The sequence below is a fragment of the Alicyclobacillus sp. TC genome, from assembly GCF_016804365.1.
Classification (GTDB): domain Bacteria; phylum Bacillota; class Bacilli; order Alicyclobacillales; family Alicyclobacillaceae; genus Alicyclobacillus_I; species Alicyclobacillus_I tolerans.
In genome coordinates this window covers 1,051,571-1,074,853 of sequence record NZ_CP044434.1, presented here as the reverse complement: position 1 = coordinate 1,074,853, position 23,283 = coordinate 1,051,571, and the positions used below count along the sequence as shown (strand labels likewise).

General features: G+C 47.2%; 23 protein-coding genes. 1 reads left to right on the top strand and 22 read right to left on the bottom strand.

The window, feature by feature from the left end:
* Positions 1-40: 40 nt before the first annotated feature.
* The 10 genes from FY534_RS05150 to rpsU form a co-directional block, all read right to left on the bottom strand.
* A complete protein-coding gene (locus FY534_RS05150; RefSeq protein ID WP_072872585.1) occupies positions 41-172 on the bottom strand; it encodes a YqzL family protein in 132 nt (43 codons plus the stop codon).
* Positions 173-361: 189 nt separating this feature from the next.
* A complete protein-coding gene (era, locus tag FY534_RS05145) occupies positions 362-1,270 on the bottom strand; it encodes a GTPase Era (RefSeq protein WP_203115359.1) in 909 nt (302 codons plus the stop codon).
* A 5-nt stretch (positions 1,271-1,275) separates the two neighbouring features.
* The gene (locus FY534_RS05140) at positions 1,276-1,734 is read right to left on the bottom strand and encodes a diacylglycerol kinase (protein WP_083573982.1); all 459 of its coding nucleotides are present in this window, start codon (positions 1,732-1,734) and stop codon (positions 1,276-1,278) included.
* 62 nt (positions 1,735-1,796) lie between these two features.
* Positions 1,797-2,267, bottom strand: coding sequence for an rRNA maturation RNase YbeY (gene ybeY, locus FY534_RS05135; RefSeq protein WP_306952847.1), 471 nt, complete (start codon positions 2,265-2,267; stop codon positions 1,797-1,799).
* On the bottom strand, positions 2,264-4,378 hold the full coding sequence (locus tag FY534_RS05130) for an HD family phosphohydrolase (RefSeq protein ID WP_203115357.1): 2,115 nt from the start codon (positions 4,376-4,378) through the stop codon (positions 2,264-2,266). Before FY534_RS05130 ends, ybeY begins: the two co-directional genes overlap by 4 nt.
* Positions 4,379-4,452: 74 nt before the next feature.
* Entirely contained in the window at positions 4,453-5,439 is a 987-nt protein-coding gene (locus FY534_RS05125) for a PhoH family protein (RefSeq protein WP_238413675.1), read from the bottom strand.
* Positions 5,440-5,465: 26 nt separating this feature from the next.
* Positions 5,466-6,689 (bottom strand): sporulation protein YqfD, encoded by a 1,224-nt coding sequence (locus FY534_RS05120; protein WP_203115356.1) that lies wholly within the window; start codon positions 6,687-6,689, stop codon positions 5,466-5,468.
* Positions 6,686-6,979: a YabP/YqfC family sporulation protein gene (locus tag FY534_RS05115; RefSeq protein WP_072872591.1), complete on the bottom strand. Its 294-nt coding sequence runs from the start codon at positions 6,977-6,979 to the stop codon at positions 6,686-6,688. Before FY534_RS05115 ends, FY534_RS05120 begins: the two co-directional genes overlap by 4 nt.
* 234 nt (positions 6,980-7,213) lie before the next feature.
* The gene (locus FY534_RS05110; RefSeq protein WP_072872592.1) at positions 7,214-7,669 is read right to left on the bottom strand and encodes a GatB/YqeY domain-containing protein; all 456 of its coding nucleotides are present in this window, start codon (positions 7,667-7,669) and stop codon (positions 7,214-7,216) included.
* Positions 7,670-7,686: 17 nt separating this feature from the next.
* Complete coding sequence (rpsU, locus tag FY534_RS05105) at positions 7,687-7,869, bottom strand: 30S ribosomal protein S21 (protein WP_072872593.1); 183 nt, start codon at positions 7,867-7,869, stop codon at positions 7,687-7,689.
* Positions 7,870-8,099: 230 nt separating this feature from the next.
* Between rpsU and FY534_RS05100 the strand changes: the two genes are divergently transcribed.
* Positions 8,100-9,035 (top strand): Na/Pi cotransporter family protein, encoded by a 936-nt coding sequence (locus FY534_RS05100; RefSeq protein ID WP_072872594.1) that lies wholly within the window; start codon positions 8,100-8,102, stop codon positions 9,033-9,035.
* Here FY534_RS05100 and deoC read toward each other — a convergent pair.
* From deoC to FY534_RS05035, 12 genes are all read right to left on the bottom strand, one after another.
* The gene (deoC, locus tag FY534_RS14915) at positions 9,009-10,346 is read right to left on the bottom strand and encodes a deoxyribose-phosphate aldolase (RefSeq protein WP_304503228.1); all 1,338 of its coding nucleotides are present in this window, start codon (positions 10,344-10,346) and stop codon (positions 9,009-9,011) included. The genes FY534_RS05100 and deoC overlap by 27 nt on opposite strands.
* Entirely contained in the window at positions 10,343-11,749 is a 1,407-nt protein-coding gene (gene mtaB, locus FY534_RS05085; protein WP_072872596.1) for a tRNA (N(6)-L-threonylcarbamoyladenosine(37)-C(2))-methylthiotransferase MtaB, read from the bottom strand. The genes deoC and mtaB overlap by 4 nt, the downstream gene beginning before the upstream one ends.
* On the bottom strand, positions 11,746-12,510 hold the full coding sequence (locus tag FY534_RS05080) for an RsmE family RNA methyltransferase (protein ID WP_238413726.1): 765 nt from the start codon (positions 12,508-12,510) through the stop codon (positions 11,746-11,748). Before FY534_RS05080 ends, mtaB begins: the two co-directional genes overlap by 4 nt.
* Positions 12,510-13,436, bottom strand: coding sequence for a 50S ribosomal protein L11 methyltransferase (gene prmA, locus FY534_RS05075; RefSeq protein ID WP_203115355.1), 927 nt, complete (start codon positions 13,434-13,436; stop codon positions 12,510-12,512). The genes FY534_RS05080 and prmA overlap by 1 nt, the downstream gene beginning before the upstream one ends.
* A 124-nt stretch (positions 13,437-13,560) precedes the next feature.
* Positions 13,561-14,691, bottom strand: coding sequence for a molecular chaperone DnaJ (gene dnaJ / locus FY534_RS05070; RefSeq protein WP_072872599.1), 1,131 nt, complete (start codon positions 14,689-14,691; stop codon positions 13,561-13,563).
* Between the two features lie 84 nt (positions 14,692-14,775).
* Entirely contained in the window at positions 14,776-16,608 is a 1,833-nt protein-coding gene (dnaK, locus tag FY534_RS05065) for a molecular chaperone DnaK (protein ID WP_203115354.1), read from the bottom strand.
* A gap of 98 nt (positions 16,609-16,706) precedes the next feature.
* The gene (gene grpE / locus FY534_RS05060; RefSeq protein ID WP_072872601.1) at positions 16,707-17,318 is read right to left on the bottom strand and encodes a nucleotide exchange factor GrpE; all 612 of its coding nucleotides are present in this window, start codon (positions 17,316-17,318) and stop codon (positions 16,707-16,709) included.
* A 60-nt stretch (positions 17,319-17,378) separates the two neighbouring features.
* Positions 17,379-18,419, bottom strand: a complete 1,041-nt coding sequence (gene hrcA, locus FY534_RS05055; RefSeq protein ID WP_072872602.1) for a heat-inducible transcriptional repressor HrcA — start codon at positions 18,417-18,419, stop codon at positions 17,379-17,381.
* 79 nt (positions 18,420-18,498) lie between these two features.
* On the bottom strand, positions 18,499-19,692 hold the full coding sequence (gene hemW / locus FY534_RS05050) for a radical SAM family heme chaperone HemW (protein ID WP_238413674.1): 1,194 nt from the start codon (positions 19,690-19,692) through the stop codon (positions 18,499-18,501).
* A 5-nt stretch (positions 19,693-19,697) separates the two neighbouring features.
* The gene (gene lepA, locus FY534_RS05045; RefSeq protein WP_072872603.1) at positions 19,698-21,500 is read right to left on the bottom strand and encodes a translation elongation factor 4; all 1,803 of its coding nucleotides are present in this window, start codon (positions 21,498-21,500) and stop codon (positions 19,698-19,700) included.
* 130 nt (positions 21,501-21,630) lie between these two features.
* The gene (locus FY534_RS05040; protein WP_072872604.1) at positions 21,631-22,278 is read right to left on the bottom strand and encodes a cation efflux transmembrane domain-containing protein; all 648 of its coding nucleotides are present in this window, start codon (positions 22,276-22,278) and stop codon (positions 21,631-21,633) included.
* A 3-nt stretch (positions 22,279-22,281) separates the two neighbouring features.
* Entirely contained in the window at positions 22,282-22,794 is a 513-nt protein-coding gene (locus FY534_RS05035; RefSeq protein WP_072872605.1) for a hypothetical protein, read from the bottom strand.
* Positions 22,795-23,283: the final 489 nt, after the last annotated feature.

The following is a 23,283-nucleotide window of genomic DNA, read 5'->3' as shown; positions in this document are numbered from 1 at the left end:
ACCACCCTCTGCTTTCCAATGTGTTTTGAAATCAAGAGTTTTACTCTTCGGACTCTGAGCCTATTTCTTCAACCTGATCTTTGACATCCCGTATTTGCGTAAAATCCCTGTACAGCAAATAGGCGTCAATATCACCTGTCAACGTGAAGATTTGCCACGTAAAATCCCGCAACCGAACTCAACTCCTCTGATGAAATTGGGATGGTGTCGGAAACGTGACACGCTTCTGTTGTTAGGGTGTGGAGGACGGGTGTGGATATACTATGAATCCATTGGTAAACTGGTGAAGGCTGATAAACAAAACTGTCCTCAATTACCACAGATTCTATATAAATGCCCATTTGTCGATCCCGATGGACATTCAAGAAAGATTCTCAAAACCAAATCTGCGCAAGACAGAATCATCATTACGCCAATCTTTTTTGACCTTGACCCACAATTCCAAATACATCTTGTTGCCAAGCAATCTTTCCAATTCAGCCCGGGCTAACTCCCCTACTTTTTTTAACATAGCCCCCTGTTTACCAATCAAAATACCTTTTTGGCTGTCCCGCTCAGTGTAAATGACTGCCTGAACATATAAAGTCCCTCTCGGACGCTGTTCCATTTGTTCTAAAACGACTGCGACTGAATGAGGGATTTCTTCACGAGTCAAATGGATTACTTTTTCACGAATCATCTCCTCAATGAGGAAACTTTCTGGATGGTCGGTGACCATATGATCAGGATAGTACTTTGGACCTTCCGGCAAAACGAACATGATTTGCTCGGTCAGTACATTTAATTGAGTGCCACGTTTAGCCGACACAGGGATATGCTCGGCAAAAGGATAGAGCGACTGATATTGCTCAATTTTGCTTAAAATTTTGCCTTTTTCTTCGGCATCGATTTTATTTAATACTAAAATTACAGGTGTTGTCAAATCTTTCATACGCTGTAAAATCTGTCTATCCTGGTCGATTTGCGAACTGGTGATATCGGCTACAAAGAGCACAACATCGACTTCCCTAAGAGCTGCCAAGGCAGTCTCTACCATCGCTTCTCCAAGTCGATGTTTGGGTTTATGGATACCTGGAGTATCTATAAAAATCATTTGTCCACTATCCGTTGTCACTACACCGCGAATTTGATGGCGCGTTGTCTGGGGACGATTGGACATAATTGCTACTTTTCTGCCGACCAGTTGATTGAGTAAAGTCGACTTTCCGACATTCGGACGACCAACAATCGCCACAAATCCGGAACGAAAAGCAGGGTGCTCTTGAGCCATTTACATTACTCTCCTGTCCATACTTCATCGTTTTTTAGGTTTTGCTTGTCGGCGGCAAACCAAGTTATCCAACTCAGTACAGCAGTCAACAGCACAAGCCCGGTAGATAAAAAGCGCGGATGAAAAATAAGATTTAAACGCCATGGCCAATTCACAAAAGCTAAGGCAATAGCCAGCATTGCCGCCATAAAAGCAAAGACCAACACAGCACCAGCCGCTGCATCTTTCGCAGCTTTGGCCAGAGTATTCCATTGATGCTGTACCAGTAAGTCAACCACAGCCTCCAAAGAACAGTTGATCAATTCTAAAGCAAAAACTCCACCAGCCGCCATTAGCCCTAAAATGATTTGCCACCAAGTCGGCTGGATAAGTAAATCAAACACCAAAAGTAACTGAAAAATAAAAAAATGAATGCGCATATTGCGTTCTCTTCGTAAATTGCTAAGGATGCCCTGATAGGCCATCTCTAACGAATGTAAGAAAGATCGGTTTTTGAACTGTGTATGCAATGACATGGGCATTCGTATCATCTGGTCAGCTGGAGACTTTGCAAAATCTCTTCCTGCAGGCCAAACATCTCTTTTTCTTCTTCTTCTGAACCGTGATCAAAACCTAACAAATGCAAAAATCCGTGTACAAGCAAAAAACCAAACTCACGGCGTAACGAATGATTATAATCCTTTGCTTGTTGAATAGCCATGGGTAAAGAAACGACGATATCACCCAGTAAAATCGGTTCGTTAGGCAAACCACCGATATCCTCCCCCTCTAACTGAGGAAAAGATAGGACATCTGTTGGCCTGTCCACATTACGATACTGTAAATTTAACTGATGAATGGTCTTGTTGTCGACCAACAGTACCGAAACCTCGCCCGAACAATGCAAATGCTTGGCCGCAGCCATGAGTACAGTCTCCACATACTCTTCAATCGGCATTAACTCATCTGGAACGGTAACTTCTGCATCTAGAATGACCGATAGTGAAGTCTCACTCATTTTCCCACTTCCTTACGCAATTTATCGATATCCGGATACTCAATTCGCGAATGATAGATCCCTTTCAGTGTTTTCATAAACGCCGAGACCATAACATCCAAATCCTGCAGGGTTAAGTCGCATTCATCCAATTGACCATCCTGTAAACGATCTTTGATTATTTTCCGAATAACGCCTTCTACGCGATTGGGCGTAGGACGCGCCATACTGCGCACAGCCGCTTCAATCGCATCACAAATCATGACAATTGCACATTCACGCGTTTTAGGTTTAGGTCCGGGATAGCGAAAATCGTCTACCCGTACTGTTCCGTTTTTATCCATCTCTTTAGCCTTATTATAAAAATACCAAAGAATCGTCGTTCCGTGGTGAGTTGCACAGATATCTTGAATTGGCTTCGGCAATCCTGCCCGCTGCAACATGACCAATCCATCCGTCACATGGGAAGTGATGATGAGATGGGAAAGGCTTGGCGCAATCTTTTCGTGTGGATTTTCTTTGGTCATCTGATTTTCTACAAAAAACATAGGCCGTCTCGTCTTGCCGACATCGTGATAATACGCACCAACGCGGCAAATAAGTGGATCGGCTCCTACCAATTCAGCTGCTGCTTCAGCCAAATTGCCGACAATGAGACTGTGATGATATGTGCCTGGCGCTTCCAATAACACTTTTCGCAAAAGGGGATGATTAGGATTTGATAGTTCCAACAAACGAATCGCTGTCAACAAACCGAACGTCGTTTCAAAAAACGGTAAAATCCCCATAACCAGTACTGCGCTTAAGACGCCATTTAAAAGCGCCAACCCCAAATGAACAGATAAATCATGGAAAGAAGCACCATTGTCCATTTGCATAAAATGAGTCGCCAATACACTTATCACATTCACACCAGAAACTAAAAATCCTGCACGCATAAACGTACTGCGGCTCGTCACACGGCCCACACTATAGGCTCCTACCAATGAACCGATAAAGCTGTACAGCACATATTCAAATTGAAATCCAAAAGCAGCCGCTACCAAAAAAGAAAAATAAAATGACGTGACCCCCGCTAATGAACCGTCCATCATAACCGATACCAGCATCGCACCGAGCGAGATCGGCATCAAAAAAGGAGCTGCTGAAGGACCGCTGTCCACGACAGACTTGGTTAAAGCTATCAGAATGGACACGAGAACAAAAACAATCAGTAAAACCAAAAGCATTAAATTATCCAGCCTGCGACGCGGATCTCGCCTTTCCACGTAAGCAGCAAGCAAACCCACAGAAAGGATAACGTAGAGAGCAAAACCAAATACAATGCCGTAATTAGGATGACCACTGTAAAGACCTACATCCATCAGTTCACTTTGGACACTGTTGGTGACTATACCATTTTTCGCTACAATGACATCGCCTTGATGAATCATTATATTGGCCACACTTTTGGCAGCTGCCTCACGCGCAGCTTCGGTAGCCTGCTTTTGATAAATCATGTTAGGTTTAAGCACACTGCTCACTACATTTTGCACGATCAAACGGGATACACGATTCAGGTCGTAATTGAGCATCTGCCGATCAACCAACAAACTGGCCTGCTGAAGCGAGTCAGAATAAAAAGGCACCCCGAGTAGTTCTTTGACAATGCGTTCCGAAACACTCTGCAAGATGCCTACATCTTGAGAGGACAATGTTGAAAGCGCCTGTAAAGTAGCCATCGACACCCCTTTAGGGGCAATAGATTGAAGCGACTCGATACGTTGAGCCTGGCTGAGCGATTTATCTGTGGATTCAGAAATCGCTGCATTATATAGCTCGTCTATCTGTTGTAAAGCCTGTTCTAATACTGCAGGCGATTGTACATATTGTTTGGGCACGTGTGCCATAGCTTCTTGGCGCGCCTCTTCTGTTGCCTGAGTATTGACTGTGGTAATGGGAGAACGAATGGTGACCGGGCTCACCTGTCCCACAGCGAGATGATATTTAGGAGGCAGCACTGAAGAGAGAAGAATGGCGTACACCAAAATGACCATCAGCATATAAATGGCCAGGCGAATCCGTTTGGACGCTCGAAAATCTGGATTGTCCAATATACGTCGCAAAACCATATACCACTTGGACGTGGTCATGCACTCAATCTCCTTGTTACGCAAAGACTACTATAGTACATCTTGAAACAGTCAGTCATTATCGGCAAGATATTCTACACACCTTGCGTCTTCGTCAATAGATTGGCATGTGCATCATAGGCTTCAATAATCTTTTGAACCAAATGGTGACGCACAACGTCTGACGGACTAAAAAAGTGAAATGCAATGCCCTTGACCTCTGATAGAACACGAATGGCTTGAACCAAACCTGACTCTCGTCCTGCAGCTAAGTCAATCTGGGTAATATCCCCTGTAATCACCATTCGACTGCCAAAACCTAGTCGGGTCAAAAACATCTTCATTTGCTCTACAGTCGTATTCTGTGCTTCATCCAATATGACAAACGAGTCGTCAAGCGTCCGACCTCGCATATACGCCAGAGGAGCTACCTCTATTAAACCTCGTTCCATAGCCCTTTGCACTTGTTCAAGTCCGTAGACATCATTTAATGCATCGTACAGAGGGCGAAGATACGGATCGACCTTTTCCTGCAAATCTCCAGGTAAAAATCCGAGTTTTTCGCCCGCCTCAACCGCTGGACGGGTGAGAATAATCCGTTTGACCTCACCTTTTTTTAATGCCATGACAGCCATAGCTACCGCGAGATAGGTTTTTCCCGTACCAGCCGGTCCTATGCCGAAGACAATTTCTTGCTGCTTCATATATTCAACATAACGCCGTTGTCCGAGCGTCTTCACACGTACCGGTTTCCCTTTATGAGTGACCGCTACTTCAGTCGTGTAAATGGGAATCAATTCTTCCAATTCATCCTGTAACGCGAGTTCAATAGCATACCGATAATCAGCGTCCGTCAAGTGAACTCCTAAATGTGAAAGTTGAGTTAACGTACGCATCAGGGCAATCATGCGTTCTGTTTCCTCTGATGTGCCGCTAAAGGTTATATCCGTACCACGCGTAGTCACTCGTGCCTTGAACGCTTGCGCCATAAGTTCCAATAATAAATCATTAGGTCCGAGCACAATAACAGCTTCTTCATTGTTCGCAAATGTCCATTTGCGTATGGACGTCTCTGAGGTCAATCGATGAGCCACTCCCTCAATTTGCTTTATGTATGACTCGAAGTTGACGGTGAAGAACCATTCTCTCCTGACGTTACTGGCGGTATAGGAGCCGGAACGCCGACGTTTTCCTCAGTTCTTGTAAGAATGGTCTCATATAGAGTACCACGCTCGACTCTTCGGTGTAAAACGGTCTGACCAAGAATATGCCCTTCTTCTCCAATTTGTGTGGCGACGTCCGATCGCGCTAACTGTAATGCTTCAGCTTCTGCTTTCTGCTGTGATTTAAGGAGAAGGCTAGGAGAGACTTCATAACGACGTACCGTTTCCCATTGAATCGGCAAAACATATTGACCCAAGCGCCAATCTGTCTGACTCGGCACATCGAGCACATGATGATAGTCTGGCTCTCTAAATCCCCATACACGCAGCAAAAACTGACCGGACCGTAAATAGTAGCGAGTAACATATTCTCCTGTCAGACGGCCCTGAGACACTTTAAGAGGTACTTGAACAATTGAGGTGTACCAAACTTCACCCAGAACATCTCCAGATGCGGATACTTGCGCAGCTCCATCGGCCAGGGTTCCGCTGATGGCCACTTGGCCTGGCATAACAGTCTGTCCATCCCTCACCATCGTTAGCCCGCGTGTGGCGTATACATGAAGAATGACGGCTGGTTTACTAATCACAATATTCACAGGTGTCTGATTCAGTGCCTTTGGGGCTTCAATTTTAGGAATGACCTGTATTTTAGCCACAGAACCTTCCATTCGCACTCCAACCCACACTACATCTTTAGACTGTTGGCGAATCTCTTCCTGTAATTGCAGAAGTGGCGGCAAATGATGCTGAAATGCGCCTACATACAGCCCAGAATCTTGGGCAGCCTCTTGGACCGATTCATAGATAGCTTCATTCGGAGCCTGAATGTCTACACGCCAAACCATTTGTGACAATCCATAGAGCAAGCAGACAAAGAGAATTGCTCCACCAGCAAATACGCGTCTTTGCCAAAGACGGCGCAGTATAAAAATTCCCCCACGACGTTCAAGGACTCGAAATTTCACTTGTGTTCGTCTGCAAAATGTATATAAAAGACCAATCTCCCGAACGTCCAGATGTAGACGTAACGTATGGGTAGAAAATTGAATAGAACGAACTTTCACACCTGCACGATGGAGAAGCGTCAAGACTTCTTGACGACGTTCGCCTCGCAACTCCAGGATGACACTTCCTGCTGGGAACCATTTTAGCCATGGCTTCTTCATCTTGCTTTGCCACCTTTGATATACTTCATTTCCTGAACATCGCCTCGAATATGAATCTCGCTGGCTGTAAGCAAAATCACTTCGAAATCGTTGCCTATAATCTTAAGTTGGTAATCTCCCACATCACACCATACCTCGTTGGCTGACACATGAAGGAGCGACTCTAGGCGTTCAATGACAATCTCAGAGGCGTTGATGCACGTCACTCTACTTGCGTCGAGTAGAACGTCTTGTGGTAAAGACAGCCATTCCGTTGCAGCACCCTTCATTTTTTGCGTCCAACGCGACAACCGTACCACCCTTTCTCGGCAACGCTATTCTTTAAAGTATGTCCGAGTCCACTTAACTATCACCTTTTGAATATCAGAGAGACGAGAGAAAATAGAAGTTCTTGCCCTTGTGTTTATTGTGGTACAGACAAAACAAAAACCCGGATAGACACATCCGGGTTTAAAATAGAGAGATTTCTTTTATGGTATTTCTTCAAATTTCAGGCGCTGATGAATATCTGCGTCTTGAGAAGCTTAGGCTTCTTTGCCACTAAGCAATTCTGCGACAACGCTCTGCACCAGTTTCCCATCCGCCTGACCACGCAACCTGGACATCAATGGCCCCATCACTTTACCCGTGTCCGCTTTCCCAGTGGCACCAACTTCGTTCATCACTTGGGTTGCTATCTCACGAATCTCAGCTTCTGAAAGCTGTTTAGGTAAATACTCAGTCAGAATAGCAATTTCAGCTTCGGCTTCAGCGACTAAATCGCTTCGACCAGCTGATTCAAAAGCTTGGAGGGAGTCCTTACGCTGCTTTAATTCACGTGAAATAACTGCCTGGACTTCACTTTCCTCAAGCGTTTTGCCCAGCTCAATTTCACGATTTTTGACAGCAGAGCGAATCATTCGGATGACGGACAGGCGCACCTTGTCCTTGTCTTTCATCGCCTGTTTCATATCTTCTGCTAGACGAGCCGACAAGTCCATGGAACGTCTTCACTTCCTCAATAAGATTTGCGACGATTCTTACGAGCGGCTTCAGACTTCTTTTTGCGGGCCACACTCGGCTTTTCATAGTGCTTCCGCTTGCGGATTTCCGCCAAGACACCGTCCCGGGCCGTCGCCTTTTTAAAGCGACGAAGCGCGCTGTCCAACGATTCGTTTTTACGAACCTTTACTTCGGACATCTTTCTCCCTCCCTCCGGCACGAAGCAATGACGTATCAGGCGTATTATAGTATAGCGCTTTTTTGAGTGTCAAACACGAATTCAATACATGACAGTTTATCTGCCAGCATAATTCTCTTAGAGAACGTTTTGTCCACCCTGATACCGATACCAAAAATAGGTCTCTTCGGCAACTGCAACTCGTGCGGTACAAGCCCATCGACCTAAAAAGCGAGGTGGCTCCATCAGAAATGATCTCTCATCTCTTGCTGGCCTTTTTTTCTCTTAGCGCCTTTCTCTCCGGCCTTTGGGCTTTGCGATATGGATTGCGCCAATTAGCAAGTAAACGTGTTGAAGATCTATTAGAAAAGCTCGTCCGCACCCCTACACGTGGTATTTTTACAGGAACTATAGTCACTGCTCTCATGCAAAGCAGCGCGGCTGTCACAGCCATAGCCGTGGGATTAGTTTCCAGTGGAAGCTTAACCTTTCGCTCAGCTCTTGGTATCGTGCTTGGCGCCAACGTCGGCTCGACAGTAACACCACAAATGATGCAGTTAAACCTGCGCTGGTTGGTCTACCCTACTCTCGTGGTTGGACTGCTTGGTTTACTCTCGCGTGAGCGCAAATGGCGATTCTCGGCTCTAGCCGCCGTTGGTTTTTCAGCCGTCTATCTTGGTCTGGAAACGTTGGAAAACGCACTAGCACCCCTCAGTAAAAGCCCATATTTTGCCGAACTTTTACGTAATAGCACTTTCCATCTTGAAGGTGCTATTCTTTGCGGCATACTGGCCAGCACATTACTTCAATCCAGTACAGCTACAACCCTAGTCACCATGGCGTTGGTCCACGATTCCAGCATATCACTTACATCAGCCATCGCTATTGTTCTAGGCGCCAATATTGGTACTTGTCTCACATCGGTCATAGCCTCGATTGGGCAGTCACGAGCTGCTGTGCAGGTTGCGCTGTTTCACGTTTTGCTCAACATATTTGGCGTATTGGCAATTTGGCCTTGGATTCATCCCTTCAGCCGTTGGCTTGTGCGTTTAGATCATCATCCGGAACAAGTGGTAGCAAATGCCCATACCCTGTTTAATGTCTTCAGCACCCTGTTGGTTTGGCCATTCACACGTACTTACGCCCGTTTCATTGAACGATTATTGCCGAACCAAATGAACTCCTGAAGAAGTGCCAATCCGTTCGACACCTAAACTGAGCATCATACTGGCTACCTCCATGGTACGCACGCCTCCCGACGCTTTTACGTGCGCTCCTGCCGGCGACGCTAACGCTTGCATGATATAGACATCAAGACCATGAGCGCCTGCTGTATGAAATCCGGTAGATGTTTTAATATAATCAACCCCAGCCGCAAGTGCCGCAATAGAAGCTTTCATAACGCGATCGACCGTCAGAGCGCTCGTCTCCAAAATGGCCTTGACCATCGCCTGCGGTGCTAAACGATTCACCGTCTCGACAACGGCAGAGACAGAAGTCATCACTGCTTGCACATCATCTTCTACCATAGCCCCAAACGGAATAACTACATCCAATTCCTCCGCTCCAGAAGCTAAAGCAAGTGACGTTTCAAATACCAGTTGCTCGGGAGTCACAGCACCATGAGGGAATCCAAGCACTGTGCAAACAGATACGGTCGATCCGGCTAGAGCTTCGACTGCATCGCGAACGTAGCGGGGCTGAACACAAACAGCAGCAAACTGATGCTCTTTGGCCTCTTCACAAAGGGTGAGTACATCAAGCAACCCAGCGTCTGGACGAAGCAACGTGTGATCTATCATCGTGTTTAACGCATCGCGTGAAACGGTAGGATAAGGTAACGATTGTAGAACATGGTGAACTTTGGCCAGCGCATCCTGAGGTGTCTCAGTGCTCACCGATTGACCGACACGCTGAAGATAAGCAGACATGATGGCAGGATGAGTCGCAGAAATTTCTTCTACAACAGAATCAAGCAACGAAATTACAAGCGGCCGCACTTTATGGACGCGCAACTGCGTGTCTGGCTCGATGTCGTCCCATGTCTGACGAAGCATTTGCCCTCCATCCAGAAACACTTTAGCCTTGTCAAAGATCCAATGCCAATTCATGTAACCTTTTTCTGCGTGAAGTTGCTTCGCGTCTTCCCATGGCAAATAATAGGCGGATTGAATCTCCTCTGCCTGATGCCTCGGTTCCTGAAGCGCATCATCCGCTTCCAAAAGAAACATTCGCACTTCTTTATGGATAGTCGTTCCATGACGCATCACTGGATATTCTACACGGCCAAGGCTAGCTACTAGTCTGGAGCGAATCCCCGTCTCTTCCTCAATCTCTCTAACCGCAGCCGCCTCCCAGGATTCCCCTGGTTCCAAATGCCCCTTAGGTAAAGCAACGTGCCCATAGGCGTCGTCAATCAGCAATACCTCGCGTTCACCGTTCTTTCTGCGAATCACCAGCCCACCAGCAGCCCGCTCAATTAGTTGAAGACGCTTCACGCGGAACAGCTCCCTTCTTCATCGCTATCCAAGGCCGCAAAAGTCACCTGCGCCTCAAATTGTCCCATTTGGATGTCCGATCTCGCTTCACTAAGCCGCACGCGACAAACCTCACCGATGAGCGATTCCGCTCGAATACCCTCTGGAACAGTAAAGGCCATACGCAAATAATTCGCTGCATGACCCACCAGCATAGGACCGTCTTCCTTGCGCGTTAATTCCTTCTCATTCAAACCGCTTTCCAACCACGGTTCTTCGGGAATGACTTCGAAGGAGTCACCTAACAAACCCTGCGCGTATTTCTGTGTAAGCTCCCGTGAAAGCTGAATTAAACGCTGCACTCTCTCTTCTTTCACATCTTCATTAACCTGCTGCGCAAATTTTGCTGCAGGTGTGCCTTTGCGCTGCGAATAAGGAAAAACATGTATCTGGGCGAACGACTGGTGCGTTAAAAAGTCGACGGTTTCTTGAAATTCTTCATCGGTTTCACCCGGAAAACCAACAATAATGTCCGTCGTAACAGCCAAGTCGGGAAGTGCTGTGCGTAAATGACCAAGTTTCTCCAAATACTCCGCCATACGGTAGTGGCGATTCATACGCTTCAATACTGTGTCACTTGCTGACTGTAGAGGGATATGCAAATGGTTGCAGATTTTTTTCGACGATTGTAAAACTTCAATCAAAGCATCATCAATCTCGCTGGCCTCAATGGAAGAAATACGCAGGCGATAAAGATCCTCTTCACATTCCAAATCCCGCAATAAGTCCGCTAAACGATAGTTGTCCAAATCTTCTCCATAGCCGCCTGTATGAATGCCCGTCAACACAATTTCTCGATACCCCGCACGAGCCAGTTTACGCGCTTGAGCCAGAACCGATTCTGGCTGACGGCTGCGAATGAGCCCACGAGCATGCGGAATGATACAAAATGTGCAGAAGTGATTACAGCCATCCTGGATCTTTAAATTGGCGCGAGTTCGATCGTGGAAAAAAGGTACATCCATTTCTTCAAACTCTTTAGATTTCAAAATATTGCCAACATCAATCAGCGGCTGATCTCCTGCGCGAACTTGTTCAACGAGATCAACAATAGACATTTTGCGGTCATTACCTACAACTAAATCCACACCGTGAATTTGCGCAATTTCCTTCGCCGCCATCTGTGCATAACAGCCTGTCACAACCACAAGAGCATCTGGATTGGTGCGCACCGCTCGGCGAATGGCTTGACGAGACTTGCGATCCCCCAGATGAGTCACTGTGCAAGTGTTGATCACATACACATCTGCTGGTTCCGTAAACGGAACTTGTTGATAACCTGCTTGTTGAAAACGATGCCAAATTCCTTCTGTATCATAAAAGTTCACTTTGCACCCGAGGGTATGGAACGCAACCGTTGTCACAAATTTCCCTCCAAGTCACCGGAAAGTTGCAGGACTATGCTCGCAGCTACCAGTCCAGCAGTTTCCGTGCGAAGTTGTCTCGGTCCTAACTGCACACCAATGGCACCGAGTTGATGGTAAAACCATTGCCGTTCAGCGTCAGAAAATCCACCTTCCGGGCCAATAAACAAGACAAAATGACGTTTGCCAGATTTCAGTTCATGCTCCACTGCCTTTCCCAAGCTGTTTCCCTGTGGCAACTCGTCACACACTAAGCATGTCGCCTCTGCCCGATCCGGCAACTGTTGCTCCAGTTCATTGCGCGAGCAGGCAACTGTTACTAGTGGCTGGATGTCTCTTTGCGACTGAGCAGCCGCTTCATTGACTATTTTTTGCCATCTGTCCCTTTTTTCTTGCCTTTTCTTCGTCAGTTGTATCACAGAACGCTCTGTTTGATAAGCTATGAAGTGACTGACACCCAGTTCTGTCATGTGCTGAAAAATATCATCCATTTTTTCGCCTTTGGCCGCACCTTGTACTAAAGTCAAACGTATGTGCGGCTCATGGCCAGGATAACGGGAGATTGGGCGCAGCGTCAATCGCAACGGCGACTGTTGCGCCTCGTCAATTTCGCACAACCACGGCTCCCCTTGGACAACCGCAACTAAACGCTCGCCATTTCGCACACGAAGAACACGCACAAAATGATGAGCTTGAGCCTCATCTACCATCCAAACTTGTCCCATTTTCAATTCTTGTTCAGGCATAAAAATACGCGGCATCACGTGTAAGAAGCCTCCAGCAGTATCCAATCATTTTTTTGATAGCGATGGATAGTTTGAAAACCACTTTGAAGAAGCGCTTCTTCGACTTGTGGAGCATGCTGTTCGACGAATCCCGAGACAAGCAGCAAACCGCCTGGCATCAATCTTGAACGCGCTTCAGGTATCAGTTCAATGACAATATCACGCAAAATGTTGGCCACAATGACATCATAGCGGACTTCTTTTGAAAAACCCTTTAGTAAATCGCCTTGCGAAACCTCTACATGAACTTCGTTCAATCGCACGTTTTCCTTGGCTACAGAGACTGCCACCGGATCGACATCCAGAGCTTGAACTTCTTTCGCGCCAAGCTTCGCAGCTGTAATCGCCAATATCGCTGTACCGCACCCTACATCAAGCACTCGCTTGTCCGCAAGTGTAATTCGCTCCAGAGCTTCCATAGCAAGCTGAGTGGTTTCATGTGTGCCTGTTCCAAACGCCATTCCCGGTTCAAGGCGAACAGAGACACGTTGTGTATCTACATGTTGATCCCAATTCGGAATAACGAGCAGACGACGCCCGACCGGTACAGGAACATATTCATGCTTCCACCCGTCGGCCCACTCTTCTTCATCTACCAACGACCATTCACTCAACACATTTCTTTCTTCAGAAAGAATCTGAAAAACTGAACGCTCAACATCTGCAACAAGCGCAGCAATATCGGCTTCTTTATAAGTTTCCGGAAAATAAACACGAACCACCTGTTGATCGGTTTCCAACAGTGATTCATCAAACCATTCACCAAACTCCGGATGGGGCGGTTCGTCTTCCGTTCGACCTTCTACCGCCACACCTTGAACATCCTGCATCTCTAACCAGAGAGCACTGATGACATCCGCCTGGTTGCGCGAGACAGTTTGCTTGATTTCCCACCATTTCAATTTTTATCCCTCGTTTCCCCAGGTCTGCACCCACTCTATCATCAGTGAAGAAAAAGACTGCCCGCCAACAGCCAAGGGCTGTCTTTAGCAGTCTTTGACCCAGCGAGCATCCATCAAAATTGAATCAGGAATTACCCAAAAAACTTTTCATCCGATCGACAAACGTGCGAGTTTGCTCTGATGGCGACTCTCCCAATTCTCGCCCCAGTTCGCGGAGCAACTCTTTGCCTCGTTCACTCAGTCCTGTAGGCGTAATCACATGAACTCGCACATGCTCATCACCGCGTTGGGTCTGTGAACCCAGTTTGGGAATTCCCTTGCCACGAAGCCTGAACGACGTACCATTCTGCGTGCCTTCTGGAATACGCAATTTAACTTTGCCATCCAGCGTCGGTACTTCAATTTCATCGCCCAACGCCGCTTGAACAAAAGTCAATGGCACATCTACATAGACATTGGTTCCATCGCGTTCAAACACTTCGTGAGGTCGAACTCGAATCACAATATGCAAATCACCTGGCTGTCCGCCACTCGGACTCGTTTCACCAGCACCCGGCATACGCAACCGCGTGCCGTTGTCGACACCAGGCGGTACCTTGATATGGATGGCTCGACGAACTCTTTTCCGTCCCTGCCCCGCACATTCACGACAGAGTTGTTCAATGATTACGCCACGTCCGTGGCATACTGGACAAGGTCGACGATTCACCATGCGACCAAAAGGCGTATTGACGACGTTTTGCTGTTCGCCCGATCCGTTACAAGCTGTGCAGCGCCGCGTCTCTGTTCCGGGCTTTGCACCCGTACCTCCGCAGTTATCGCAAGTCTCTGTGCGCGGCACCTGGATTTCCTCTTCCACGCCAAAGGCAGCATCCTCGAAATCAATCACCAATTCATATTCCAAGTCTTCTCCGCGCTGTGGACCGCGAGCAGTCCGCCCACCAAAAAACATGTCAAAAATATCGCCAAAACCCGAAAAATCGCCAAACGGATTTTCAGCACCTGAAAATCCTCCCATACCGCCATTTCCCGAAGTAGCCTGATGACCAAACTGGTCGTAACGCGCCCTTTTATCGGGATCGGACAAAACCTGATAAGCCTCCGTCAACTCTTTAAACTTTTCGGCAGCGTTTGGATCATTTTTATTGACATCAGGGTGGTTCTGGCGGGCCAATTTGCGGTAGGCGCGCTTGATCTCGTCAACTGTCGCGGTTTTTGAGACGCCCAAGACTTCGTAATAATCGCGCTTATCCACTGGCTACCTACCCCTCTCCTAACCACAAGTAAACGCGCGGCGTGGCAGGCACGGCCGCGCGAAGACGCGAATTTGTGAACAAGTTTATTTGTTGTTATCTACCTCATTGTACTCAGCATCAACCACATTGTCATCTTTCTTGTCAGTGTCTCCAGCTTCCTGTCCACTCTGTTGTTGCGACTGAGCAGCTTGCTCATAGAGTTTGGTGGACAGTTTATGCAAAACATCTGTCAGTTCCTGAGAAGCTTTATCCACTGCAGCATCGTCTTCTCCCTGTAACGCATCCCGCAAAGCTTGCAGTTTGCTTTCCGCTTCTGACTTCAACTCGCTGTCAACTTTGTCACCCAAGTCTTTCAGGGTCTTTTCGGTTTGATAAAGCAAACTATCCGCTTGGTTTCGTTTCTCAATTCCCTCACGGCGTTTACGGTCTGCTTCAGCATTGGCTTCCGCTTCACGCACCATGCGATCGATCTCGTCTTTCGACAAGCCGCTGGAAGCTGTAATGGTGATACGCTGACTCTTGCCTGTTCCCAAGTCTTTAGCTGACACATGGACAATGCCATTAGCATCAATATCGAAAGTGACCTCAATTTGCGGAATACCACGCGGTGCCGGGGGAATATCCGTTAATGTAAAGCGACCCAATGTCTTGTTGTCGCGCGCCATTTCCCGCTCACCCTGGAGCACATGAATCTCCACAGATGTCTGATTGTCAGCCGCAGTGGAGAAAATTTGACTCTTCGAAGTCGGGATGGTGGTGTTTCTATCAATCAATCTCGTGAACACGCCACCCAGCGTTTCAATGCCAAGAGATAGCGGGGTTACATCAAGCAAGACGACATCTTTTACTTCACCCGTTAATACACCCGCTTGAATGGCAGCACCCACGGCTACTACCTCGTCAGGATTAACGCCTTTTGACGGCTCTTTACCAATCAATTTTTTGATGGCTTCCTGCACTGCAGGTATACGTGTTGAGCCACCTACTAAAATCACACGATCAACATCATTTGCCGAAAGACCCGCATCCGAAAGAGCTTGGCGTGTTGGGCCGAGCGTGGACTCCACTAAATCTGCCGTTATTTCTTCAAATTTGGCACGTGTCAAATTGACTTCCAAATGTTTGGGACCTGTAGCGTCCGCTGAGATAAACGGCAAAGAAATCGTTGTTGTAAGCGTCGAAGACAACTCTTTTTTGGCTTTTTCAGCTGCATCTTTCAGTCGCTGCAAAGCCATCTTGTCTTGACGCAGATCGATGCCGTACTCTTTTTTGAAACTATCCGCTAGATATTGGATGATCCGTTCATCAAAGTCATCGCCACCCAAACGATTGTTACCACTGGTTGCTTTGACTTCAAATACTCCATCCCCCAATTCGAGGATGGAAACGTCAAACGTTCCACCACCGAGATCGTAAACCAAAATGGTTTGTTCGCCTTCTTTATCAAGACCATAAGCAAGAGCAGCGGCGGTCGGTTCGTTGACGATACGCAAAACTTCCAAACCAGCAATCTTACCTGCATCGCGCGTTGCCTGACGTTGCGCGTCACTGAAATAGGCAGGCACCGTAATGACGGCCTGGCTCACTTTCTCGCCTAAAAAGGCTTCTGCATCTGCTTTCAGTTTTTGCAGAATCATGGCTGAAATTTCTTGTGGTGTATAGGATTTGCCGTCAATTTCAGTACGGTGATCTGTACCCATATGGCGCTTAATAGAGATAATCGTTCGATCTGGATTGGTGATGGCTTGACGTTTCGCCACATCTCCAACCAGGCGTTCTCCTTCTTTCGTGAAGCTGACTACTGAAGGCGTTGTCCGATTGCCTTCGGCATTCGGAATGACCACTGCTTCTCCGCCTTCCATAACAGCGACACACGAGTTGGTGGTGCCTAAGTCTATTCCTATTACTTTTGCCATTCGTAAACCCCTCCTGATGACCCTAAACTTCTTCTAAGGTAGATAAACAACTATATTTGATGTATGTAACGGCAGAAAAGCGGCGGTCGAGAGTCTAACTACATGGTTACTTTAACCATTGCCGGCCGCAATACTTTGCCGTTTAGTAAATAACCTGCCTGAAGAACTTCGACGACCGTTCCGGACGGATACTCCTCTGAAGCAGCTTCTTGCAACACGGCGTCGTGAAATTCTGGATTGAATGGTTGGTGCAACGGTTCCATTCGTTCAACACCCTGCTTTTGCAAAAGTGTCTGCAATTGGCGATGAACCATGCCAATGCCAGTGGAAACCTGCTCTGAAACTCCTTCCTGCTCAAGAGCAGGAAGCGCGCGGTCAAAATTATCAAGCACTGGCAAGAGTTCAGCCAGTAAAGTGCGGGCTGCTGATTTGACTAATTCTTCCCGCTCTTGACGAACTCGTCGACGAAAATTATCAAAGTCCGCCATGGTGCGAAGTAACTGCTGGCGAGTTTCCTCCAATTCTGACTGCAATTTCCCCAACATATCCGGTTCTTCTGCTATCCGTAAATCCTCTTCCAATCCGGATGCGTTTCCCGCCTCTATCGGTTCTTCCAAAGAAGATTGGACAGCATCAGCGGTTTCGACTCTTTCATCATTCGAGTTTTCCTCGCTAGCGTCGAAGTCATTTTGCTGTTGTTCTTCTGACACGCTCTTCCCTCCACAACCTTGCTATTTTAATACGCTAGCCAAGTGAACGATTGGCGCAGATTATCCTCCAAAATCATTTCGTTCGGTAAGCAGTTTGGACAATGCTCTGGCGGCGTAATCGAGTACTTTGACAATTCTTGCATAGTCCATTCGCGTTGGTCCAATCACACCCAGACGGCCGACTACCTCGTTGCCAATTCTATACTCAGCGCCAATCACTGCACAATCCTGTAAAGGCAGCGCAACGTTTTCCGAGCCAATCCGCACACCAATACTGCCACGCTCCGCGTTGGGTAACAAGTTCCCCAATTCCTCTGTTCGCTCAAACAGTTCAAACAGTGGGCGAACTTTATCAACATCGCGAAATTCCGGCTGTGCCAGAATGTTTGCAGCCCCACCAATGTATACTTGATGCGAACGTTGGCTAGCTTCAGACAATTCATCAAGAAAAGCCAAGGCGTCCTCATAACTCGCCAAAAGTGTGGACAGTTCCGCAGAAGCTACACGATGCAATCGAGATCGCAAACGGGAAATGGGTACGCCAACCAACTTGTCATTCAGTAACTTGACAAGCGAAGCGATATCTTCACCTGCTACATCATCTGACAGTTGCACTTGTCGGTCTTGAACGTGGCCCGTGTCCGTTACCAGTATGACCACGGCTCGGCTTGGCGCAATCGGTATCATTTCAATTTTTCGCACACGTTCCTGATGAGTACGTGGCCCAAGCACGACAGATGTCTGTTGTGTAATGTGGGAAACAACCTGCGCTGTCTGCTGTATCAAACGTTCCATTTCACTTAACTTTTGCTCGAACAATGAACGCAATGTGGCTACAGTTTTTCTGTCAACAGACGGTTCATCCATCAAATTGTCCACATAAAAACGATAGCCTTTTTGTGATGGCACGCGGCCTGCCGATGTATGCGGTTGATCCAAATATCCCAACTCTTCCAAATCCGCCATTTCGTTGCGAATTGTGGCAGCACTAAATTGAATGTCATGATGTTTGGAGAGTGTCCGCGAACCTACAGGTTCAGCCGACCGCACGTAGTCATCGACAATGGCATGCAAAATTAAACGCTGTCGATGTGATAACATGGCCAACCCTCCTTTGTTAGCACTCCATTTATTCGAGTGCTAAGTTACTCTTTGACAATAGCAACGTAAATGCCTTCTGTCAATCTTCCGTGACCGTCGCCACAAACTTCTCAAAAATTTCATTAGATACCGCCCAATACTGAAGAGGTAGAGAAACAAAATCGCCTTTTTGCTGCAGATAACCTTGCTGGAACAGAGATTCCCATACTTCTCCAAACAACTGTTGTGGAACTGCAGAAAACCGTTCTTCAAACCGCCGCAAAGAAATTCCATCACGCAATCGCAAACCAAGAATCATCGTCGTCTCAGCAGCTTCGGCATAAGTTTCTGAAATGGCGCTTGCATGCGGGAGACGTCCATTTGCAACCATTTGGCAATATTCCAGCAGAGATGAAACATTCTCATAGCGAGTACCATTCACGTTGCCATGCGCGCCCGCGCCTGCAGCAAAAAAAGGTTCATTACGCCAATAGACCAGGTTGTGCCGCGCCTCTGCTCCTCGTTCAGCAAAATTGCTAATTTCGTATTGGCGCAGATACGCTGACTCTAATAGTTCGCGTACCTGTCCATACATATCAGCTTCAGCATCTTCTCCCGGCAAGGGAAGTTGATCGGCAGCTTGCCATTGAAAAAAAGGCGTGCCTTCTTCAACTTTCAGCCAATATGCAGAAATATGTCGTACATGAAGTGATAAGGCGCATTTGACCGATTCTTCAACGTCCGCTTTACTTTGCTCTGGCAACCCAAACATTAAATCCAAATTGATGCGTTGGAAGCCCAGAGATTGAGCTCGTTCTACACTAGAAGCAATATCATCCACATTATGAATGCGACCAATCGACATCAATAACCGTTCGGAGAAAGTCTGTGCACCAAACGAAATGCGATTGACTCCAGCTTCCAATAATGTTTCTAATTTTCCCACATCCGCCGAACCGGGATTCGCTTCCACGGTCCACTCAACGTCTGGCGCAAGCGGGAAATAGGCTCGGACTGCCGCTAGCACTTTCTTAAGCAAAGGTATCGGCAGACGTGTAGGCGTTCCACCTCCAAAAAAGACCGTTTGCAACGGTTGCTGAGCTTCTTTACCCAGCCATGCCAATTCCTGAACGAGCGCTTCCGTATAACTTTCCATAAGTGAGAGTGGCGCTACATAGGTGTTGAAGTCGCAGTAAAAACAGCGGCTTTGACAAAAAGGAATGTGCACATATAAAGATGTGGGACAGACACTCCACATCGCATCCCGCCGTTTTTGTCCCTGCTTGGCAAACACGTTCATCACTCCATTTTCAGCACGGCCATAAATGCCTCTTGTGGCACCTCCACATTCCCTACCTGTTTCATGCGTTTTTTACCTTCTTTTTGCTTTTCAAGCAATTTGCGTTTACGCGTAATATCGCCGCCATAGCATTTCGCCAATACATTTTTTCTCATGGCGCGAATGGTTTCCCTAGCAATCACACGCTGACCGATCGCCGCTTGAATGGGCACTTCAAACATTTGACGCGGAATCAGTTCTTTTAATTTCTCGCAGAGCACACGCCCCCGCTGATAAGCTTTATCGCGATGAACAATGAAGGAAAGCGCGTCAATGGCTTCACCATTTAAAAGCACGTCCATTTTCACCAAATTGGACGCTTGATACCCACTCAGTTCATAGTCAAAAGACGCATAGCCCCGGGTGGACGATTTAAGGCGATCAAAAAAATCATAAACAATTTCAGATAATGGCAGTTCATAAATTAACGTAGTACGTGTAGCATCCAGATATTGCATGTCTTTGAAATGTCCACGTTTCTCCTGGCACAACTCCATAACCGACCCGACATGATCTTTAGGGACAATTATAGAAGCTTTCACATACGGTTCTTCAATCCGTTCGATCCGATCTGGAGTTGGCATTTCACTCGGATTGTCAATTTCCAAGCGATTTCCATCCGTAGTATAGACGTGATAAACCACCGAAGGCGCGGTCGTAATCAGCGTGAGTCCGTACTCTCGCTCCAGACGTTCTTGCACAATCTCCATATGCAACATCCCTAAAAACCCGCAACGAAAACCAAATCCAAGAGCACTTGAAGTTTCTGGTTCATAAGTCAGCGCCGCGTCATTCAGTTCCAATTTCTCTAGCGCTTCACGCAAATCTTGGTACTCTGCAGAATCGACAGGATAAAGTCCACAGAAGACCATGGGATTGGACTTGCGATAACCAGGCAACGGCTCTTTAGCCGGACGGTCAGCCTCCGTCACCGTATCGCCTACACGTGTATCGCGAACATTTTTAATGCTGGCCGCAAAATATCCAACTTCTCCAGCTAAAAGCTCGTCCACAGGAGTCATGCGAGGTCGAAAAACACCTACTTCATCGACTTCAAAAGTGGCTCCAGTCGCCATCATTCGTACCCGCATCCCTTTTCGCAACGCACCGTTAACTACCCGCAAATAGACGATCACACCGCGGTAGGAGTCGTAATGCGAGTCAAATATGAGCGCTTGCAGAGGTTGGCTGTCATCTCCTGCTGGGGCAGGAACCTTCTGGACAACCTGCTCCAAAATTTCACGGATACCAATCCCTGCTTTTGCTGACGCCAAAACGGCCTCAGAAGCATCCAAACCAATAATATCTTCAATTTCCTGCTTAACTCGTTCAGGTTCCGCACTGGGCAAGTCAATTTTATTAATCACAGGGAGGATTTCCAGATTATTTTCGAGCGCCAAATAGACATTGGCTAAAGTCTGCGCCTCAATTCCCTGCGCCGCATCCACTACTAACAGAGCACCTTCGCAAGCTGCAAGCGAACGCGAGACTTCATAAGTGAAATCTACGTGACCTGGCGTATCAATCAGGTTCAATTCGTAAGTGTTGCCATCTTCCGCCTGATATTCAATGCGAACCGCCTGAAGCTTAATCGTAATACCGCGTTCACGTTCCAGATCCATTTGGTCGAGCAATTGATCTTGCATTTCTCGTTCAGCAACAGTTCCGGTATATTCCAAAATCCGATCGGCAAGTGTCGATTTACCGTGATCGATATGAGCTATTATCGAAAAATTCCTGATGCGCGACTGGCGTTCGTGCATGGGAAATTCATTGCCTCCCTTGGCGCCGCATGAAATAGGCCGCGTACAACGCGCGGCACATCGTCTCTCGGCACAGTATAGCACAAATGGCAATCAATCACCCTGCAGTTTTGGCCGATCCGATTGCAATTTAATGATGATGAACGTGCTGACCCGTTTTGATACCTTCAGCGGCATGCAATCCCTCGCGTACAATAAAGTAGAGAAGAAATAGTGCAGCTATCGGATCGACAAACCACCACCCGAAAAGATAGTGCAAACCGAGATCGGCCAGAACGATCCAGCTCATATACGTACAGACGACGTTACAAGCTGCATCGCCCATCAGTGATGTACTGCATAACACTCTGCCCATTCGACGTTTTTGAACAGCAAACCAAGGTGTGATGACAGAAGAGGCTGCAGTAATCGCAAGGCCAAGCGGTGTAAATTCAATGCTAGCGTGTGTGCGTAAATCTTCTCCAGCGCGAATCGCAATATAAGCGGCTAATAAAAAAAGTAGACCACTGACTAAAGCGCTGGCCACTTGCTCCGCACGCTTGGAGATGCGCACTTGACCAGTCTGCAGTTCTATCCACAAACGCACAACCAAAATCATACCGGATATGAGTTCAATGGCGCTGTCCATACTGATGGCTGACAGAGACAAACTGCCGCTCTGATGAGCAGCCACAGCAGATAAAGCTGCTTCTGCGGCTATCCAGCCAACCGATAGTAGTTCAATTTGCACTGCATGCAACAGCCAGCGACCGCGTTCGTGGAGTAGATGATTGCCCATATTTCAGCCTCCCATTTGTGTACTGCTTGGATCTGGTTGTTCTAAAAAGAGGGTTTTGATAATACTCGCCAGCATCTGACCAAATCCGTTCTGTACGCGATTGCCAAGAAAGGCTCCGCCACTGTCCACCGCATTGCCAAGCGGGCTTTGCATGCGGTCAAGTGCCTGACTGATAGGTCCATCAACAGACCCTATACCGCCTTGTCCATAGTTCGTCGAACCATTGCTGGGCGTGATATTGACCGAAGCAGGAGCAGAAGAAGAAAAATCAGGTGTTACCCATGAATCGCTTCCTGAATTTGCGCCATACGATGGACTGGTTTCTGGCACAGGGTTAGCCATAGCTGTCACAGAGGTGCTCGGTTGGGATACAGCGCCGCCGAGCGCAGATACGCTAGCCGCAAGCCCAGCAAAAGCGGCAGTTGCCGCACCAACAAACATTGTGGTAAAAATAACGCCTGCCACTAACGTTTTTAACTTGCGTTTTATAGCTATCCACGACGGATCCGATACCATTTACGATTCCTCCTGATACTCTTGCATTTGTCAAAAAGGTATGCGGACATCTATAAAGTTATGACAAGCTGTTTGCGAGATTCATAGATTTTCTGATGTCATGGAAAAGTAAGAAGGAAACCTGAACCCAATAGCGAAATTTGACTCATTGTAGGAAAAGCATTTATGAGGTAATGAAAGAAGGAAAAGAATGTCAAATATCAGTTTGCCTTTGTCAGTAGATCGGCCAAGGCCAAAAATCAATTCGTCTTCATTCCATACCTATCCAACAAATTCTGATTCTGCTGCCAATGCTAAGAATGATTTTGCCAGTCTCCTGCTCTCTGAACTGCTCAGCATGGAGGAAAACGGCTATTCTACAGACAATCTTTCGAGTGGCCTTAATACGGCAGCCTTGTTGTTGGATGCGAGTCAACCTATGAACGAAAATGGCGGCGGAAACTCTTTCACCAATTTGACGGACAGCATTCAAGCCTACCTCAATGCGTT